General features: G+C 67.5%; 15 protein-coding genes. 1 reads left to right on the forward strand and 14 read right to left on the reverse strand.

The genetic code is table 11. From position 1 onward, the window contains the following. Positions 1 to 3: 3 nt before the first annotated feature. From SM757_RS01190 to SM757_RS01210, 5 genes are all read right to left on the reverse strand, one after another. Positions 4 to 1,404: an aromatic ring-hydroxylating dioxygenase subunit alpha gene (locus tag SM757_RS01190; protein WP_028997030.1), complete on the reverse strand. Its 1,401-nt coding sequence runs from the start codon at positions 1,402 to 1,404 to the stop codon at positions 4 to 6. 140 nt (positions 1,405 to 1,544) lie between these two features. Further along, positions 1,545 to 2,855, reverse strand: a complete 1,311-nt coding sequence (locus tag SM757_RS01195; RefSeq protein WP_028997031.1) for an amidohydrolase family protein — start codon at positions 2,853 to 2,855, stop codon at positions 1,545 to 1,547. A gap of 14 nt (positions 2,856 to 2,869) precedes the next feature. Beyond that, positions 2,870 to 3,439: an aromatic-ring-hydroxylating dioxygenase subunit beta gene (locus SM757_RS01200; protein ID WP_028997032.1), complete on the reverse strand. Its 570-nt coding sequence runs from the start codon at positions 3,437 to 3,439 to the stop codon at positions 2,870 to 2,872. Positions 3,440 to 3,459: 20 nt separating this feature from the next. Further along, positions 3,460 to 4,860 (reverse strand): aromatic ring-hydroxylating dioxygenase subunit alpha, encoded by a 1,401-nt coding sequence (locus SM757_RS01205; RefSeq protein ID WP_028997033.1) that lies wholly within the window; start codon positions 4,858 to 4,860, stop codon positions 3,460 to 3,462. Positions 4,861 to 5,203: 343 nt separating this feature from the next. Next, entirely contained in the window at positions 5,204 to 6,211 is a 1,008-nt protein-coding gene (locus SM757_RS01210; RefSeq protein WP_028997034.1) for an amidohydrolase family protein, read from the reverse strand. A 128-nt stretch (positions 6,212 to 6,339) separates the two neighbouring features. On the opposite strand from SM757_RS01210, the gene SM757_RS01215 reads away from it, so the two are divergent. Continuing rightward, positions 6,340 to 7,479 carry an aldo/keto reductase gene (locus SM757_RS01215; RefSeq protein ID WP_322463888.1) on the forward strand — a complete coding sequence of 380 codons (1,140 nt, stop codon included), beginning with the start codon at positions 6,340 to 6,342 and terminating at the stop codon, positions 7,477 to 7,479. 855 nt (positions 7,480 to 8,334) lie between these two features. Here the strand turns inward: SM757_RS01215 and SM757_RS01220 are convergent. From SM757_RS01220 to SM757_RS01260, 9 genes are read right to left on the reverse strand one after another with little or no spacing between them, the layout of a single operon-like run. After that, positions 8,335 to 9,105, reverse strand: a complete 771-nt coding sequence (locus SM757_RS01220) for an SDR family NAD(P)-dependent oxidoreductase (RefSeq protein ID WP_028997037.1) — start codon at positions 9,103 to 9,105, stop codon at positions 8,335 to 8,337. Positions 9,106 to 9,128: 23 nt separating this feature from the next. After that, the gene (locus tag SM757_RS01225) at positions 9,129 to 10,187 is read right to left on the reverse strand and encodes a phosphotransferase family protein (protein ID WP_322463889.1); all 1,059 of its coding nucleotides are present in this window, start codon (positions 10,185 to 10,187) and stop codon (positions 9,129 to 9,131) included. After that, positions 10,184 to 11,467, reverse strand: a complete 1,284-nt coding sequence (locus tag SM757_RS01230; protein WP_028997039.1) for an acyl-CoA dehydrogenase family protein — start codon at positions 11,465 to 11,467, stop codon at positions 10,184 to 10,186. The genes SM757_RS01225 and SM757_RS01230 overlap by 4 nt, the downstream gene beginning before the upstream one ends. An 18-nt stretch (positions 11,468 to 11,485) precedes the next feature. Beyond that, complete coding sequence (locus SM757_RS01235; protein WP_322463890.1) at positions 11,486 to 12,223, reverse strand: SDR family NAD(P)-dependent oxidoreductase; 738 nt, start codon at positions 12,221 to 12,223, stop codon at positions 11,486 to 11,488. Continuing rightward, the gene (locus tag SM757_RS01240) at positions 12,220 to 14,505 is read right to left on the reverse strand and encodes a CoA transferase (RefSeq protein WP_322463891.1); all 2,286 of its coding nucleotides are present in this window, start codon (positions 14,503 to 14,505) and stop codon (positions 12,220 to 12,222) included. Before SM757_RS01240 ends, SM757_RS01235 begins: the two co-directional genes overlap by 4 nt. Continuing rightward, positions 14,502 to 15,485 carry a Bug family tripartite tricarboxylate transporter substrate binding protein gene (locus SM757_RS01245; RefSeq protein ID WP_028997041.1) on the reverse strand — a complete coding sequence of 328 codons (984 nt, stop codon included), beginning with the start codon at positions 15,483 to 15,485 and terminating at the stop codon, positions 14,502 to 14,504. The genes SM757_RS01240 and SM757_RS01245 overlap by 4 nt, the downstream gene beginning before the upstream one ends. Beyond that, positions 15,482 to 16,468, reverse strand: a complete 987-nt coding sequence (locus SM757_RS01250; RefSeq protein ID WP_028997042.1) for a fumarylacetoacetate hydrolase family protein — start codon at positions 16,466 to 16,468, stop codon at positions 15,482 to 15,484. Before SM757_RS01250 ends, SM757_RS01245 begins: the two co-directional genes overlap by 4 nt. Beyond that, a complete protein-coding gene (locus tag SM757_RS01255; RefSeq protein ID WP_238446612.1) occupies positions 16,465 to 16,938 on the reverse strand; it encodes a bacteriohemerythrin in 474 nt (157 codons plus the stop codon). The genes SM757_RS01250 and SM757_RS01255 overlap by 4 nt, the downstream gene beginning before the upstream one ends. 15 nt (positions 16,939 to 16,953) lie before the next feature. Then, positions 16,954 to 17,667: an SDR family NAD(P)-dependent oxidoreductase gene (locus tag SM757_RS01260; protein WP_051241926.1), complete on the reverse strand. Its 714-nt coding sequence runs from the start codon at positions 17,665 to 17,667 to the stop codon at positions 16,954 to 16,956. Positions 17,668 to 17,800 lie beyond the last annotated feature (133 nt).

Genomic DNA, 17,800 nt, shown 5'->3' on the forward strand with positions numbered 1-17,800 from the left:
GGCTCAGATCTCGCCCAGCATCAGCTGACGCCAGTACAGCCACCAGTGCCACTGCGTGTCGTCCTTGGTGAAGCCCTCGTTGATGATCCCGGGACCGGGCCAGCCTTCGGGCTTGCCGGTCTCGTACACCGCCTGGTACTTCAGCGTCATCTTCTTGCCCTGGGCGCCCTTGGCGCCCAGCGTCATGTGGGGCCAGGTGTCGGAGTCGTCCTGCTCCACCATGCCGGAGGTGCCGAAGAGCTGCGTGGTCTGCTTGCGCATCTTGTCGCGCAGCTCCGCAGGAGCATCCTTCTCGGTCAGGATCCAGTTCACGAACTCCAGCTTGTCCGGGCCGCGCGGGACGTAGGCGTGCAGGGTGATCGAACCGACCACCGAGCCGTCGGCCTGCGGGATGTAGACGAAGCCGAACAGCACGTTGGGGAAGATGCCGCCCACCTGCGGCGGCATCCACGTCAGTGCCTGCAGTTGACCATCGCTGAGGTGCTTCTTGAGCTGCGGCACCATCTCGGGCGTCATGCCCGCCGGCGGCAGCGCCGCCAGCTTCTCTTCGATGCTCAGCTGCGAGGGATCCTTGCCCGTGAGCCGGCGGATCTTGCGCGCGAGGTCGATGCAGCGCAGCGCATGGCCATGCGGGGAACTGACCTCGGAGCCGTACATCTCGGGGCTGAGGTCTCCACCACCGCCCTCGCCGTCGCCCTTCTTGGAGTAGTTGCCCACCTCGCCCAGCCAGCGGTGCAGCGTGAGCGTGTGATAGCCGTCGGCGGCCGACTGCTCGCCGGCGGCCTTCCAGTTGGCGCGCACGGTGAAGCGCTGCGGCGGGCCCAGCACCTCCAGCCCCCGGTCGGTGCGCTGGAAGAGCATGTCGTAGTACCACTTGGCATCGCCCAGGAACTCCTCGAAGGAGGGGCCGTCGATGTTCCAGGTGGCGAAGATCAGCCCCCCGTAGAGCGTGACGCGCGCCCTCTTCAGACCCAGTTCCTGCTTGGTCCGGATCTTGCCGTACATCTGCTCCTTTTCCACGGGCGCGCCGAGGAACTCGCCATTGGGCCGGAAGGCCCAGCCGTGGTAGATGCAGGTGTGGATCTGCGTGTTGCCGGCGTCGAGCGTGGAGATGCGCATGCCGCGGTGCGTGCACATGTTGAGCATCACGTGCACTTCGCCGCTCTTGTCGCGCGTCACCAGCACCGAGTCGGAGCCCATGTCGCGCACGACGAAGTCGCCGGAGTTCGGGACCTCGGACTCGTGGCCCAGAAAGACCCAGATGCGGCCGAAGATGCGCTCCATCTCCAGCTCGTAGATTTCGGGATCCGAGAGCGTGCGCATCTGCACCTCTCGGGTTGCCAGGTTCACCAGGTCATCGATCCGGGTGCCATCGGCCAGCGTCGGTATTGTCGGAGTCAGCATAAGGGGTTCCTTCGCCTCGCATTGTGGTCCAGCGCGGCGAATATAGACAGAATTCGAATCTGTGTACATATATAGGAACCCGCATGTGCTGCAGCATGTCGCCGCCATGCCCCGGGCGGGAGCATGGCAGCGACAGCGGCTCAGAGCGCGGTCTCGGCGTCTGCCGCGCAGAACATCCGGTGGATGTCGCCCGAAGTGACGGGCTTGCCCGGTTCGCGCACGGGGCGGGCGCCGCCCATGCCCAGCAGCGGCTTGGTATCGACGCCGGCGGCCTGGGCGCGCAGCGCGCCGACCGTGCAGTTCTCGCGCCCGAGGATGGCAAACGGATCGTACGAGAACTCGCGCATGGCATTGAGGTGAGCGATCTTGTCGATCTGCGCATCCGTCAGGTGCCTGGTCTGTGCGTGGAAGATCTCGGGCGAGCCGGGCCAGGTGCAGTCCGAGTGCGGATAGTCGCACTCCCAAGTCACCATGTCCTCGCCGATGTCCCCAAGATTGCGCAGCCCGAACTCGTCCTCGATGAAGCAGGTGATGATGTGCTTGCGGAACACGTCGCTGGGCTTGCCCCCGCCGAAATCCGTCATCGTCCACTCGTGGTGATGACGGTAGGTGAAGTCCGCGCGCTCGAGCAGGTACGGGATCCAGCCGATGCTGCCCTCGGACAGCGCCATGCGCAGCTTGGGGTACTTCTTCCACATCGGCGCCCAGATCCAGTCGGCCGCCGAGTTGGCGATCGAGATCGGCATCGACGTGATCCAGGCGTCGATGGGCGTGAGATCGGACGCATGCTCGGCCTTGACCCCGGTGCCGATGTGGCAGCAGATCACCACGTCGTGGTCGGCGCAGGCCTTCCACACCGGATCCCAGTGGTCGTCGTGGATGGAGGGGAAGCCATGCAGCGCCGGATTGTCCGACAGGGATATCGCATGCACGCCCTGCTGGGCCATGCGGCGGATCTCGCCGGCGGCGAGCTCGCCGTCCCACCACGGAATCAGGCCCAGCGGGATGAAGCGGCCGGGCGCGGCATTGCACCAGTCGTGCAGGTGCCAGTCGTTGTAGGCCTGGATCGCGGCAAACGACACGTCGCGTGCGGCCTGGTACTGCTGAAACCGCTGGCCCGCAAAGCCGGGGAAGGTGGGGAAGCAGATCGAGCCCAGCACGCCGTTGGCGTTCATGTCCTGCACGCGCGCCTTGACGTCCCACGTGCCGCGGCGCATGTGCTCGTAGCCCAGGGGCTCCATGCCGTACTCGTCCTTGGGACGGCCCACCACGGAGTTCAGGCCCATGTAGCCGGTGGCACGGCCCTCGAACACCCAGACGTCGCGCCCCTTGCTCTGCACCACCTTGGGCTGGCGGCCCTTGAAGCGAGCGGGCATGTGCCGGTCGAAGGCACCCCGTGGCTCGATCGCATGGTCGTCCACACTGACCAGGATGAGGTCTTCCAGTTTCATCGGGAGGTTCCGGTTCAGAGAAAGATGCCGAGATTGGGCGTGCCGATCACGGACTGGTCGATGATGACCTCGCGGCGGGCCAGCTGCAGCGACTGGCCCGTCTTGCGCAGCACGTCGTGGCGGTCGCAAGGCAGCAGGTCGAAGTAGTCGAAGTCGAACCGGCTGCGCGTGAGCAGCATGTAGCTCTGGACCTTGTACTCGTTGGGCTTGTCCGTCTTGTACACGCGCACGTTGCTCACCAGGCGGCGCGTGCGCGAGGGCGGGTCCTCCCCCCAGGCACTGCGCGTGTCGGTGATGCGGCGTACGCGCAGCATCAGGGAGGCATGGTTGTCGTGCAGGTGCTGGACGGTGCGGATCACGGTGCCGTCGAGCTGGCGCACCGGCTTGGTCAGGCGCAGCGGCACGTTGTACTCGATGTCCGGGGCCAGCAGCTCGCTCCACTCGGTGAGCCGGATCTCGTCAAGCATCTCGGCCTCGTCGTAAAGAAACTCGACGATCTCGTTGTAGAGCGCGCTGCCCACGCTCACGCGGTTGGCACGCACGGTCGGTGGCAGGGGCGTCGGTTCAAGCAGATTGGCAATCATGGTCAGGTCTCCTTTGCAGATCAGCAGTCGGTGGTCATCAGCTCGTGCCAGTACTGCCAGAAGCTCCAGTTGGTGTCATCCTTGGTGAAGCCGCTGCCAACGTGTCCCGGGCCAGGCCAGCCTTCAGGCTTGCCGGTTTCGAACATCGCCTGGTACTTCAGCGTGATGTGCCGGCTCATCGCGCCCTTGGCGACGATGGTCTGGTGCGGCCAGGTGTCGGAGTCGTCCTGCTCGACCATGCCGGAGGTGCCCAGAAGCTGGCAGGAAATGCGCAGCATCGCGGCCTTCACCTGCGCCGGCGTGTCCTTCTCGGCCAGGACCCAGTTCATGAACATGAACTTGTCAGGGCCCAGCGGCACGTAGGTGTGCAGTGCCATCGCGCCGACCACCTTGCCGTCGGCGGTGGGCAGGTAGATGAACTCGAACAGGCCGTTGGGGAAGAAGTTGCCCACCTGCGGCGGGTTGGTGGACATCACCTGCAACTGCTCGGGCGTAAAGCGGCTCAGCAGCTCGGGTACCAGCTCGGGGGTGATGCCCGGCGGGGGCAGCACCGTGAGGCGCTGCTCGGGCGTGAGCTGCTCGGGATCCTGGCCCGTGATGCGGCGGATCTTGCGGCCCAGATCGATGCAGCGCATCGTGTGGCCGTGGTCGGTCCATACCTCCACGCCGTACATCTCCGGTGTCAGGTCCGCGCCGCCGCCTTCGCCGCCGGGCTTCTTGGCGTACGGCCCGATCTCGCCCAGCCAGCGGTGCAGCGTGAGGGTGTGGAAGCCGTCCGAGGCCCCCTGCTCCGCGGCGGCTTTCCAGTTGGCGCGGATGATGAAGCGCTGCGGCGGGCCCAGCACCTCCATGCCCTTGGTCGTACGGCACCACAGGGTGTCGTAGTACCACTTGGCATCGCCCAGGAACTCCTCGAAGCTCGGCCCGTCGACGTTCCACGTGGCAAAGACCAGCCCGCCGTAAAGGGCCACGCGCGCCTTCTTCAGCGACAACTGCTCCTTGGTCATGAGCTTGCCGTGCATGCACTCCTTCTCCACCGGGGCGCCGATGAAGTCGCCGTTGGGCCTGAAGGCCCAGCCGTGGTAGATGCAGGTATGGATGTGCGTGTTGCCCGAATCCAGCGTCGAGACTTTCATGGCGCGGTGCGTGCACACGTTGAGCACCACATGGACTTCACCGTTCTTGTCGCGCGTGACCAGCACCGAGTCCGAGCCCATGTCGCGCTGCACGAAGTCGCCGGGGTTGGGGATCTCGGTCTCGTGGGCGAGGAAAACCCACGTCCTGGCGAAAATCTTCTCCATCTCGAGTTCGTAGAGCTCCTTGTCGGAAAGCGTCCGCAACTTGACTTCGCGGGTCTGCAGGTTGATGAGGTCCGAGATACGGGTTCCGTCGGACAGCATGGGGTCGCTGCGCTTGAGCATGTGGGTGTCTCCTTGGCGCCTGCACTGCAAGGCGTGGGCGCGAATCTAAGACACTTATCTGCTTTGTGTTCAACAAATAGGGGCCAACCCTAGGCCGTACCCGCAGCGAGTTTGCGCTGGATCAGATTCCGCAGGCGACGCGGCGCCCGGGGCAGCCGGTACACGGGGACGATCGCGACCCCCGCAGCCCGAGATCATCGCTTGGATCAGGTTTCCTCCTCAACCAAAAAGAATCGCCATGCCTGCTTGCGCGGACATGGCGATTCGGGCGCAGAAGGAAGCTGCAGCCCCGCGGCGGTTGAGCCGCCAGCGCCGCAAGGGCACAGTACGGTGCCGAACGGACTTATCGAGCGAGCTTGAGCAACTGCAGCGCGTTGCCGCCGCGCACCTTCTCCCGCTCGGCATCGCTGAGTCCCAGTCCCTCGGTGAGGTCGCCGTTGTCGTAGGCGCCGCCGAAGTTCGTACCGATGACCAGGCGGTCCACGCCGACCACCTCTGCCACGCCCCGACGCAGCGCCGGGTGGTGCACGTCGAGGTCGAACCAGAAGTTCTGCAGGTACTCCATGAACGGCCGCTTGTTGCGCGCATCGGGCGCCATGGTCTTGTTGAGCTCCGACAGGCGTCCGAGCTGGAACACGAACATGCCGCCCGCATGCGTGACATAGGTCTTGAGCGTCGGGAACGCGTCGAGCACGCCGCCGCAGATCAGGTACCAGGGAAAGAGCGTCTCGTCCACGCAGTCGCCGACGATGGAGGTGGTCTCGAAACGGTCCTCCGTGTGGCGCTCCCCCCACCAGACCGACTGGTTGTAGCCATGGACCATCAGCGGCACGTCGAGCGCGCAGACCTTGTCCCACACGGGATACAGCTCCTCGCTATAGGCCTGCAGGCCGTTGAAGTTGGCGCCGCCGACGCACACGCCGCGTGCGCCGAGCTGCGTGACGGCGCGCTCGATCTCGCGCGCGGCCTCCTTGGGATCGGCCAGGTTGGCGTGGGCCCAGAAGTCAAAATGCTCCGGATCCTGTGCGCACCAGGCGGACAGCTCGTCGTTGCAGATGCGGGCGTACTCGTTGCCGAAGTCCTCGGCCCAATACATGAAGGCGTGCGACGGGGTGGCCATCACGAGCCGATCCACGCCGCGCTCGGCCATGAGCTTGCGCCGCGCATCGTGCGTCATGCGCGACAGCAGGTTGGCTTGCGCTTGGGCGTCGCTGACGGCCTTCTTGGGCTGGCGCGTGCCCAGTGAGAAATGGCCCACTGTGAAGCCTTGGGCTTTCATGAAGGGCCCCCAGAAGGCATGCCGGTTGAGCATTCCTTCGGTGACAAGGTGGGCGTGTAGATCGATCAGCATGTACTGGCGCTCCGTGGCAGTGACTGCGAGCCCGCCTGCCGGGCTTGCCTGGAGCGGGAGTCTATGTATTGAACACTTTTAGTCAATGTGTGCTAATACCACTCTTTTTCTCAGAGGACGAGCCGCCCATGACCTTCGACGCTGCACCCGCCACGGCGCTTCCGCCCGCTTACACCCTGCTTGGCCGCACCGGGCTGCGCGTCTCGCGCCTGGCGCTGGGCACCATGACCTTCGGCACCGAGCATGGATTCGGCTGCGACCGTGCCACGGCGCGCGCGCTGTTCGACAGCTACCTGGACTGGGGTGGCAACTTCATCGACACCGCTGACGTCTATACGCAGGGCACGTCCGAGCGCTGGCTGGGCGAGTTCATGCGGGAGGCCGGCGTGCGCGACCGGGTCGTGCTGGCCACCAAGTACACCAACAACTTCTCCAACACCGCGCGCGACCCCAATGCCGCGGGCAACGGGCGCAAGGCGCTGCAGCGCGCGCTAGAAGCCTCGCTGTCGCGCCTGGGCACCGATTGCATCGACCTGTACTACCTGCACATGTGGGACACCGTCACGCCGGTGGAGGAAGTGCTGCGCTCGATGGACGACCTGGTGCGCGCGGGCAAGATCCGTCACTGGGCGCTGTCCGACGTGCCGGCCTGGTATGCCGCACGGGCCATCACGCTGGCGCAGGCGCATGGCCTGGAGCAGCCCTGCGCGTTGCAGATGGAGTACTCGCTCGTGTCGCGCGGCATCGAGTACGAATTCACCTCGATGTGCCAGGAACTCGGCATCGGCCTCGTTCCCTGGAGTCCGCTGGGTGGCGGCCTCCTGTCGGGCAAGTATCGCCCCCACGTGGGAGCGGCTGACCAGGATGAAGGCCGCATCCGCAACACGGCCCAGGTGGCCACCCCGTCGCTGAACAAGCTCACCCCGCGCAACTGGGACATCGTGGCCGAGCTCGAGGCGGTCGCCCGCGAGATCGGCCGGCCCATGGCCCAGGTGGCCGTGCACTGGGTGGTGCAGCGGCCAAGCGTGAGCTCGGTGATCCTGGGCGCCACGAAACCGCAGCAACTGGCGCAGATCCTGCCCGCACTGGACTTCACGCTGCCGCCCGAACTGGAGCAGCGGCTAGATGCGGTGGGCAAGCTGCCAGCGATCTTCCCGTACGCTTTCATCGACACGATGGTGCCGCGCCTGTACGGCGGCGCGCAGGTGCTGGCCACGCCGCCGCGCTTTGCCCAGCCGCTGCAGCAGCGCGGTGGCTCCTGGCGCTGAGACCCGGCACCCGATCTGCGTCAGCGGCTTGCCGGTGGCTGCAGCGCCTCGGTGGCCGAGGCACACCTGCGGTTGCGAGCCGGGCGCCCGGCTTCGGGCCGCGCCTGGTCGAGAGGGTTGAGCCATGCCGCCTGGCTGCCTCCATGAATGCCGAAGGCGGCCACGCCAAAGGGCAGGAAGACCTCGCGCGAAAGCCGGTGCTTCGCATCGGCCGGCAGTACGGCCGAGGCTCGGGCGCCTCTTTGGATCACCGCGCCGCGGTTACCGTCCCCCAAGCACACGCCTTGCAACCGCGGCGCGCTGGCAAAGGCTTCAGTGGAACAGTAATGACCAACCGTGTTCAATCGTTGGCACGACGGGCATGTGCTGCGCTGACTGCCGCATCATCGGGTCGACGGACGCGTGGAGCGGCGCCGGCCCCAGGACGAGCAATGACAAGGCTTCGAAGCCCAACAGCAGGGCAACGATAGAGACTTTGGTCGTCAGGATACTGCGAAGACGCATGGTGAAGCCTCTCGGGTGATGCCGTGGACGGTGTCCCGCCCGCTGCAGGGCACCTTCCACATCCCGACTTTAGGCACCCTGCCCTCGTGCAGCGATGCTGGTTTACGCTAATTACTGAGCACATATGGCCAGCAGTGTTCAACTTTACATTTCCCTGCCTGCCTGCCTGCCTGCCTGCCTGCCTGCCTGCCTGCCTGCCTGCCTGCCTGCCTGCCTGCCTGCCTGCCTGCCTGCCTGCCTGCCTGCCTGCCTGCCTGCCTGCCTGCCTGCCTGCCTGCCTGCCGGCAGGGGCACGGGCGGATGTGCCTGGGCGCTGTCCCCGTACCGGCGCTCACGCACCGGGCTGCTTCCTCATGGAATCATCAACCCGCCATCGACGGCCAGTGTCTGGCCCGTGATGAAACGCGCCCCCTCGCCCAGCAGGAACACCAGCACCGGAGCGAGGTCGCGGTCCGGGTCGCCCAGGCGGCCTCCCAAGGGGATCATCCGCGCCATCATGGCGTCGTGCGCCTGCAATTGCGCTTGGTCCATCCGGGCGCGGTGAGCGTCGTACATGGGCGTCCACATGCCGGGCGCGATCGCGTTGACGGTGATCGCGTACATGCCCCATTCCTTGGCCACGGTGCGGGTCCAGCCCAGGACCGCCGCCTTGGCCGCAGAGTAATGTGCGCAGCCTGGCAGCCCCATCACGCCGGCCGCGGATGCGAAGTTGAGAATCCGTCCGCCGCGGGCCTTCAGATGCCGGAACACCGCCTGGTTGGTGTGCAACGTGCCCCGGGCATTGACGTCGAACATCAGGTCCCACTCCTCCTCGGACAGGTCCTCGGCCGGAGCCTGCCGCTCCACACCGGCGATGTTGACCAGGCCGTCCAGGCCGCCAAGCCAGGCCACGGCCTCGTCCACCGCCGCATGCACGAGCGCGCGCTCACGCACGTCGCAGTGGAAGTAGCGCGATCGGCCAGGTCCGGCAGCGTGGGCTTCGCGCGCGAGGCGTTCGCCGTCAGCGTCGCTCACGTCCAACGCCGCCACCGAGGCGCCGGCCGCCACCAGCGCCCGCAGCGTGCTGGCGCCGATGCCACGTGCGCTGCCGGTGACGATGAAACGCTTTCCTTCGAGGCTCATCGCAGGGTCTCCGTCCATGGGGTTCAAGATTCGACCAGGTCCAGCGCCTGGCGCAGCAGGCGTTGCGCAGAGGCATGGTGGCGCTTGCCGACGCACGGGTCGCCCAGGCCCGCGCAGCTGCGCGCGTGACTGCACTCCAGCAGGATGCCCAGCTTGTAGCGCGCCAGGACGACGTACCAGTCCAGGTGATCGAGTGGGCGGGGGCTGTGCCTGCCGTAGTGCTCCACCAGCTCGGCCGGCGTCGGGAAACCGCTCCATGGCTGCACATGGATCGTGCCCGCGCCTTGGCCCGCGGCGTCGGGCCAGGTGGCCAGCAGCCAGCCCAGGTCCAGCAGCGGATCACCGATGGTGGTCAGTTCCCAGTCCACGACGGCGGCAAGCTCGGGGCTGTCGCGACGGAACATCACGTTGGAGAGGTGGAAGTCGCCGTGCATCAGCCCGGTCGCACCAGCCGCGGGGCAATGCTGCTGCAACCAGCGGCCGACCTCCGCCACGCCGGTGAGGCCCTCGGGGCCTTCCCAGCCGTCAAGGCCGCGGCAGCCATCGAGCTGACGCTGCCAGCGGCCGACCTGCCGCTGCAGGAATCCCTGCGGGCGGCCCAGGTCCGCCAGGCCCACGGCCGCAGGGTCCACTTCGCCCAGCGCCAACAGCGCATCGACCAGGGCCAACCCCATGCGGCGGCGCCACGCAGGATCCTTGGCATGCCTACCAGGCAAAGGTGTGCCGGACGGGTTGAAGCCGTCTATGGCCTGCATGAGGTAGAACGGCGCGCCCAGCACACCGTCATCGCTGCAAGCGGCCAGCAACCGCGCATGCGGCACTGCCGTGGCTGCCAGCGCCCCCAGCACCCGTGCCTCGCGCAGCAGCGCTGCACCTACCTCGGCGCGCGCTGGCAGCTGTGGACGGCGCAGCACACAGCAAAAACCGTCCTCATGCCGCAGGTGCACCAGCAGGTTCTGCGTGCCACCGGACAGTATGCGGGCCTGCTCAATGGGGCCGTGGTCCAGCCCCCGGGCCTGCATCCAGCCTTGCAGCCGCAGCACATCCACGGCCTCGGGGGAGACGCCAGCCAGTGCACTCATGCCGGCACGTCCCCATCCATGCCGAGCACGGCCCGGGCCTGTGCCGCTGCCGTGGGCTTGTGATAGGCCGGGAAAAGCGCAGCGCTGGCCTGGTGGCGGCGCAGCTCCTGGCGTGCCACCGTGATCTTGTGCACCTCCGTTGGCCCGTCGGCCAGGCCCATCTGGAAGGCACGCAGCACCATGCCGGCAAAGGGCATCTCGGTCGAGACGCCGATCGAGCCATGCAGGTGCAGCGCGCGCGCGGCGATGTCGTGCAGCACGCGCGGCATGGCTGCCTTCACGGCGGCGATGTCCTGGCGCACGCGCCGGTAATCCTTGTAGTGGTCGATGCGCCAGGCGGTGCGCAACACCAGCAGTCGGAACTGCTCCAGCTCGATCCAGGAGTCGGCAATCCGCTCCTGCACCATCTGCTTGTCGGCCAGCAGGGATCCCTGAGTACGGCGTGACAGCGCACGTTCGCACATCGCGTCCAGCGCTTTCTGCGCCAGGCCGATCGTGCGCATCGCATGGTGCACGCGGCCACCGCCCAGGCGAACCTGTGCGACCTCGAACGCCTTGCCCGGCTGGCCCAGGATGTGGTCAACCGGCACGCGCACGTGGTCGAAGTCAAGGTAGCCGTGCGTGGCCTCGGGCTCGTCGCCGATGCCCACGTCGCGCACGATCGAGAGCCCGGGCGTGCCGGCCGGCACGATGAACATCGACTGGCCCGCGGTGACGGGGGCCTGGGCATCCGTCACGGCCACGACCAGGAAGAAGGCTGCGAAGCGCGCGTTGGACGCGAACCACTTGCGCCCGGTGATGACCCATTCGTCGCCTTCGCGCACGGCACAAGTGGTGAACACCGCGGGGTCGGCTCCGCCCTGGGGCTCCGTCATGGCAAAGCAGGACACGATCCGGTTGTCCAGCAGCGGCTGCAGCCAGCGGCGCTTCTGCTGCGGCGTGCCATAGTGCGCCAGGATCTCGCTGTTGCCCGAGTCCGGGGCCTGGCATCCGAAAACGATGGGTCCGAAGGACGAGCGCCCCAGGATCTCATTCATCAGCGCCAGCTTGACCTGACCGTAGCCGGCGCCGCCGAGCTCGGGCCCCAGATGGCAGGCCCACAGGCCGCGCGCCTTGACTTGCGCCTGCAGCGGCCGCACGTGCTGCTCGAAGCGCGGATCGTGGATGTTCCAAGGGCTGCCCAGCACGGCATCCAGTGGCTCCACGCGCTCGCGCACGAACTGCGCGATCCAGTCCAACTCGCGCTGGAACTCGGGATCGGTCTCGAAATCCCAGGCCATATCATGGTCTCCTTCGTATCAGGCGAGCAACATGCCGCCGTCCACCAGCAGCGTCTGCCCCAGCATGTAGTCCGACATCGGCGATGCCAGGAAGAGCGCCACGTGAGCCATGTCGCGAGGCTGGCCCAGGCGGCCGAGCGGGATGCGTTTGAGCGCGGACTCCAGGCGCTGGGGGTTCTGCGTGGTCACGCGCGTGAGCTTGCTCTCCACCAGCCCCGGCGCGATGCCGTTGACGCGAATGCCGTCGCGCGCCCAAGCCTCAGCCAGCGTGCGTGTCAGGCCGAAGGCACCCGTCTTGGATGCGTTGTAGGCGGGTGTACCGCGCGTGGAATGGAAGGCCGCGGCGGAGCTGACGATGATCATGCGTCCGCCTGCAGCCTTGAGCGCGCCATGGCAGCGGTCGGCGCAGGCCATGAGGCTGATCAGGTTGACGTCCACCACCTTGCTGAACACCTCGGCCTTGAATTCCTGCTGCTGGTAGCGCACGGTGCCCTGGACCTGGACGAGCACGTCGAGCCGATCAAAAGGCAGCGGGACAGCTTCCACACGGCGCCAATCGGACACGTCCACCTGCGTGTAGTGCAGCCCCGTCAAGTCGCAACCCGGCTCGTCGGCGTAGTCGGCCGCGTTCGCACGCGTACCCCATGCGTGCACGGTGGCGCCGTACTGGCGGAAGGCCTGGGCGATACCGTTGCCTATGCCGCTGGATCCGCCAATCACGAGCACGGTTTGGCCGCTGAAGTCCAGAAGGTTCATGTCGTCGCTTTCGCAGTAGGAGCCATCGCCGTGGCGGGTCGGCACAGCGTGATGCCGGCCTCCACCAGGGCGTCAATGGCGGCCTGGTCCAGTCCCAGCTCGCGCAGTACCGCTTCGCTGTGCTCGCCCAGGGCTGGTGGTGCGATGTGCAGGGACAGCGGCATATCGCCGAAGTCCCACAGCGCGCCGATCTGCCGCATCTGGCCGTATTCGGCGTGGATGTAGCTGGCATGCAGGCCCGCGGCGGCGTGCGCGGGATCGTCCAGGAAGGGTTCGCCCTGGGCCTGCAGGACCGGCGCGGCCGGCACGCGGGCCGCATCGAGGCTGGCCAGGGCCTGGGCCTGCGTCAGCCGGCTGAAATGCGCCTGTGGATCGCTGGCTGTGAGGCACTCGAACGCGGCCACCGCCTGCGGCGAGAAGGCTGCCACGGCCACCCAGGCGTCGGCGCAGCGGTACAGGCGGTGCGTTGGCGCAATGCCGGCCTGGTCCTGGTCGAGGTGGGCAATGGGCGTGATGCTGCCGTCGCTCAGCGCCACGGCCTCGGCCACGGTGGTCAGCATCGCGCCAAGCAGCGAGGCAGCCACAGCCTGTCCCTGGCCAGTACGCGTCTTGCGATACAGGCCCAGCAGCACTGCAAATACCGAGGCCGCCGCGGCAAGGTGATCGCCCACGCCGAAGCGCAGCCACATCGGCGGGTTGCCCTTGCCACCGCCCTCGAGCTCCCAGCCGCAGGCGGCCTGCATGAGTTGGTCGAAGCCGGGCCAGTCGGCACGGGGGCCGTGCGGACCGTAAGAGCTGACGTGAGCACAGACGAGTTCGGGCTTGAGCGCACGCAACTGCTGCGGCGCGATCCCGAGCTTGCGCGCGGCCGGCATCCGGATGTTGTGGTGCACCACATCGGCCTGGCGCACCAGCGCCTGCAACACCGGCTGCGCCTGCGGCGTCCCCAGTCTGAGTGCAAGTGCGCGCTTGCCCCGCTGGGTACCGGCAAAGATGCGCTCCAGGCGCCGCATCGCGTCGCCCGAGGGCGGCTCCACCTTGACCACTTCGGCGCCCAGGTCGGCCAGCAACATGCAGGCGAACGGACCGGCCAGGTACGCACCCAGGTCCAGCACCTTCAGGCCGTGCAGCGGCGGCTGTGCGTGGCAGGCCCGCCCTGCCTCAGGAGCCGATGTCGGCAAGGCAGATGGGGACGGCCACGGGACATCCAGGTCGAACGCCGGGGCGCACACCTGCACCCGGCAAGGCGGCTGCACGTGCACGGCAGGACCGGGCTGCAGCGTGGGGCCCAGGACCGGGTCTTCCACCTCGGCGACGTAGCCATTGGCACGCGCCTGTTCGTCTGCATAGATGGCGCCGAAGGGGGCGGCGATCTGGGCCGCCACATCGTGTTCCCAAAAATGGCGCACCCATTCCTGCGCAGGCCGGGTGGCGATGATGGCCTTGTTGGCCCCGAAGTTGGGCGCAACATGGCTGGGCGGGTACTTGGCGTTTTCCGCGGCCACGGCTTCGGGGCCCATGGCAGCGAGCGCCTGCGCCATCCACGGCGCGGCATCGGGAGAGTAGTGAACGTGGATCCATTGGCCGTCGCTGGCCTGGTGCAGGGGGATGGGTGTCGACTTGGGCAGGCCTTGGGCAAAGACGGAACTGGGCCGTTGCGCGCGGGACCAGTGCATCGTCATCGGCACCAGGGCCGCCTGCGCCAGGCTCGTGTGCGCCGCACCACCCGTGCCGCTGCGGTCGCGAGCGATGAGCCGAGCCATCACGCCCACGGCACCCAGCCAGCTCGCGATCCAGCCGGCAAACGGCATGCGGATGAATACAGGGCCGTCGCGATGCCCGGGCTGCTCGTCCAGCAGGCCCAGCCGTGCCAGCACCAGCGTCTCTGCCACGGGATCGTCGGCCCGCGCGTGGCGCTGCGGCCAGCCGCCGATGGCACAGAACACCAGGCGCGGGTTCAGCGCTGCCAGCGCGGCATCGTCGAGCCCCAGCGCGCGAGCTTGCGAGGGCGTGAGGTCATGTACCAGCACATCGGCCGCGGCCAGGAGAGCATGCAGCCGCTTCAGGCCAGGCGCATCGGCTGGATCGAGCGCCATCGGGTGCTTGCCGCGGTCGAGCACGCGAAACAGCGTCCCGGTGCCTAGCTCGCATGCGCCGGGGCGCGATATCCGCACCACGTCGGCTCCGGCTTCGGCCAGGTAGCGTGTTGCCGCACGGCCCGCGAGGCCCTGGGCCAGATCCACCACCCGCAAACCATCGAGGATGCCCGGCTCCTGACTCATTGCGCCTCGATCCCCGCCTGACGAATGAGGTGTCCCCATGTTTGCATCTCCCAGGCTTGAAAACGCGCGAATTGCGCGGGCGCAAGCGTGAATTCCACGGTTCCCAGCCGCTTGTGGGCCTCTTGCACCGCCGCCGAAGCACCGGCATGCCGAAGCCAGCCTTGCAGCCGCATCACGAGCGCTTCGTCAGCCTGTGCCGGCAGGTAAGCCCCGATCCAGAAGCCGATGTCCATGTCCTTGATACCGGCCTCGGCAAAGGTCGGCAACTCCGGTGCGCTGGGACTGCGCAAGGGGCCGGTGACGGCCAGGGCGCGAAGGCGTCCCGACGCGACATGGGGCCAGGGCGAGAAATCGGTGAACAGCAGATCGACGCGCCCGTTCAGGAGGTCGGACAGGGCTGCTGCACCGCTGAGGTAGGGAATGCCCGTGAGCCGGTTGCCGGCCCCATGCTGCAGCACCTCGGCCGGCAGCCGGCTGGTGATGCTGGTGTACGCGAACGAGTATCGCCGCGGCTGCCTGCGCAGCCGCTGTACCAGATCCTGCACCGAGGCCGACACGACCCTGGCCGGATTGACGTACAGGACCATCGGTCCGCGCGACAGCGGCGTCACGGGCGTGAAATCCCTGGCGGGGTCATAGGGCAGCCGTCGCATGACATGCGGATTCCCCGTCATCGTGACGTTGCCCGTGACCAGCACGGTGTGGCCATCGGGCGTGGCCCGGGACACCGCCGTGGCGGCGAGCGCCGAGCCGGCCCCGGGTCTGTTGTCGACGACCACCGGCACACCCGCCTGCTGGCCGACCTCACGGGCCAACGCGCGCACCAGCCCGTCGGGCGCGGCTCCTGCGGTGAACGGCACGATGAACGTGATCGGCCGCCTCGCTGTCGTGTCAACTGCCGCGCGCACGGCGCCGGGCACGAGTCCCGCACCGGGCAGCAAGGCCGCGCACAGCGCCTTCGATGCGGTGCGACGTCTCACGGCTTGGTGATGCGCGTGCGCAGGACACCAATGCCCTCGACCTCCAGCTCGACCACATCGCCTGGCTTGAGCGTGCGCAGCTGCTCCAGTCCGCAACCGTTGCCCACCGTGCCGGAGCCCAGGAACTCGCCCGGGTACAGCGTCTCGGATCGAGAGACATGGGCGATCACGTCCTCGAAGGTCCAGCGCATCGTGCTGGTGTTGCCACGGCCCCACTCCTGGCCGTTGACGCGCGCCACCATCGTCAATTGGTAGGGATCGGGCAACTCGTCCACCGTGACCAGGCAGGGTCCCATCACGTTGGCGGTGTCGAAGTCCTTGCCCTTGGCCGGACCCAGCATGCCGCCCATCTCGACCGCCTGCGCATCGCGCGCGCTGATGTCGTTGAAGATGGTGTAGCCGAAGATGTGCTCGCGCGCCTTTTCCTTGGGCACGTCCTTGGCACGCTTGCCGATGTAGCAGCCGAACTCGAGCTCGAAGTCCAACGCCTGGCTGTAGGCAGGCCACACCACATCGTCATCGGCGCCGATGGTGGCGAAGCGGTTGCACTTGTAGTAGATCGGCTGGCGGTTGAAGGTGTCGATCACTCGATCGTCGGCGCGCGTGCTCATGGCCTTGAGCGTGGCCTCGGGGTCCTGCGTGCGCATCGCACGCAGCCGTCTTGCGGCGGCAAAGCTCTGTCGCAGGTGCAGTTCGAAGCAGGAGCAGTCGCGCATCTGGATCGGTGGCTGGATGGGCGCGCGCAGGCGTACGTCTTGGCGCGCCAGCACCGCTTCAGCCGGTGCGCGCGCAATCAGATTGCGAGCCGCCTCCCACACCGCCGGACCGGCCTCGATGAGGGCCTGCACGCTGCCGAAGGCCGCCGTATCGCCCCCAAGCGCGATCTGCGCCGCGTGTCCCAGATCGAGCACGGCCTGGCCGGCCTCGATCAACGCACCGCAGCGCTGCACGCCCTGGGCGCGTTCATAGGTCACAAGTCTCATTTCAAACAGTCCTCCTGGACATTGGAATCTTCCGGTGTCCTGGCCACCCCACGTCGCAGCACCACCGGCGCGCCCCCATGCGCGCGCTTGCTCATCCAGTGAGACAACGCGGCATCCATGTAATCGGCATGGCCGGGAAACCAGTTCTCAAGCGCTGCCGCCAGGTCACGTGCGACCTGCACCCGGGCCGGGTCCTGCGCACCGTCGTCCAGCATCGCCCGGACTTCACGCACGGACTTCAGCACCGCTGCATGTTCGTCGGCGTGGCACTGCGCGGCGGGAAAACCGCTGTCGGCCATCCACGCCTCTTCCTGATGGAAATGCTCGATCAGGTGCGTGGCCACTGCATCCAGCCGTGCGAGCACATCGGCGTTGCCGGCGGCCTGCAATGCGGCAACGCAGTCGACGAAGTCGCGGTGCGTCGCATCCATGGCCGGGTAGCCCAACAGGTAGGCCTCGGTCCACTGCATTGGTGCACCCATGCTTCAGACCCGCCCTGCCACGGGAATGCAGGCGCCGGTAACCGCCTGCGCATCGTCGGACAGCAGGAACGCGATCACGGTGGCCAGCGCCTGTGGATGCACCCAGCGCGCGAAATCCGCATCAGGCATGTCCGCACGGTTGGCCGGCGTGTCCAGGATGCTCGGGAGCACCGCGTTGACACGCACGCCACGGTCCTTGAGCTCCTCGGCCAGGGCCTCGGTGAGCCGGGCCACGCCGGCCTTGGACGCCGCATACGCGCCCATGCCCAGGGCAGCCTTGTTGGCCGCCAATGCGCCGACGTTGACGATCGCCGCAGGTGCCGCGGCCAGCAGGTACGGCAGGGCTGCGCGGCTGGCCACGACGGCGCTGCGCAGGTTCATCCCGTACAGCGCATCCCAGGATTCGACACTGCCGCCCTCCAGCGTCTCCCAGCGGAACCCGCCAGCGACGTTGACGAGCGAGTCCAGGCCGCCCAACAGGCTGCAAGCCTGCTCCAGCGCTGCAGCCGCGGCCGCCTGGTCGCCCAGGTCGACGTCGCCCAGCACGCCAGCCATGCCGGGCAGCGAGTGCGCCGGCGCGCGATCGAGCAGCACCACGCGGGCGCCGCGCTCGGCAAGCAGGTCGCCCACCGCACGTCCGAGCGCACCCAGGCCGCCGGTCACCAGCACCCGGCGGGAAGAAAGTGAAGCGGCAGCCGCCGCAGGTGTGGAATCCAAGGGTAACTCCGTATATTTGCACAGATTGATTGAATCTGTTCAGCTATTAGACTTTTCCTCCAACGCGCCGTCAATGCCTGTCACCCCACCCCGTCTTCCGCGAGCCGCCAGGCAACCCCATCAAGGACCCTTC

It is taken from the genome of Azohydromonas lata (genome assembly GCF_034427735.1).
GTDB classification, from domain to species: Bacteria; Pseudomonadota; Gammaproteobacteria; order Burkholderiales; family Burkholderiaceae_C; genus Azohydromonas; species Azohydromonas lata.

Coding starts and splice junctions, on each gene's coding strand:
- SM757_RS01250 (WP_028997042.1), bottom strand. CDS start 16,468: ATGAGACTTGTGACCTATGAACGCGCCCAGGGCGTGCAGCGCTGCGGT.
- SM757_RS01235 (WP_322463890.1), bottom strand. CDS start 12,223: ATGAACCTTCTGGACTTCAGCGGCCAAACCGTGCTCGTGATTGGCGGA.
- SM757_RS01190 (WP_028997030.1), bottom strand. CDS start 1,404: ATGCTGACTCCGACAATACCGACGCTGGCCGATGGCACCCGGATCGAT.
- SM757_RS01195 (WP_028997031.1), bottom strand. CDS start 2,855: ATGAAACTGGAAGACCTCATCCTGGTCAGTGTGGACGACCATGCGATC.
- SM757_RS01215 (WP_322463888.1), top strand. CDS start 6,340: ATGACCTTCGACGCTGCACCCGCCACGGCGCTTCCGCCCGCTTACACC.
- SM757_RS01205 (WP_028997033.1), bottom strand. CDS start 4,860: ATGCTCAAGCGCAGCGACCCCATGCTGTCCGACGGAACCCGTATCTCG.
- SM757_RS01240 (WP_322463891.1), bottom strand. CDS start 14,505: ATGAGTCAGGAGCCGGGCATCCTCGATGGTTTGCGGGTGGTGGATCTG.
- SM757_RS01210 (WP_028997034.1), bottom strand. CDS start 6,211: ATGCTGATCGATCTACACGCCCACCTTGTCACCGAAGGAATGCTCAAC.
- SM757_RS01220 (WP_028997037.1), bottom strand. CDS start 9,105: ATGAGCCTCGAAGGAAAGCGTTTCATCGTCACCGGCAGCGCACGTGGC.
- SM757_RS01200 (WP_028997032.1), bottom strand. CDS start 3,439: ATGATTGCCAATCTGCTTGAACCGACGCCCCTGCCACCGACCGTGCGT.
- SM757_RS01225 (WP_322463889.1), bottom strand. CDS start 10,187: ATGAGTGCACTGGCTGGCGTCTCCCCCGAGGCCGTGGATGTGCTGCGG.
- SM757_RS01230 (WP_028997039.1), bottom strand. CDS start 11,467: ATGGCCTGGGATTTCGAGACCGATCCCGAGTTCCAGCGCGAGTTGGAC.
- SM757_RS01255 (WP_238446612.1), bottom strand. CDS start 16,938: ATGCAGTGGACCGAGGCCTACCTGTTGGGCTACCCGGCCATGGATGCG.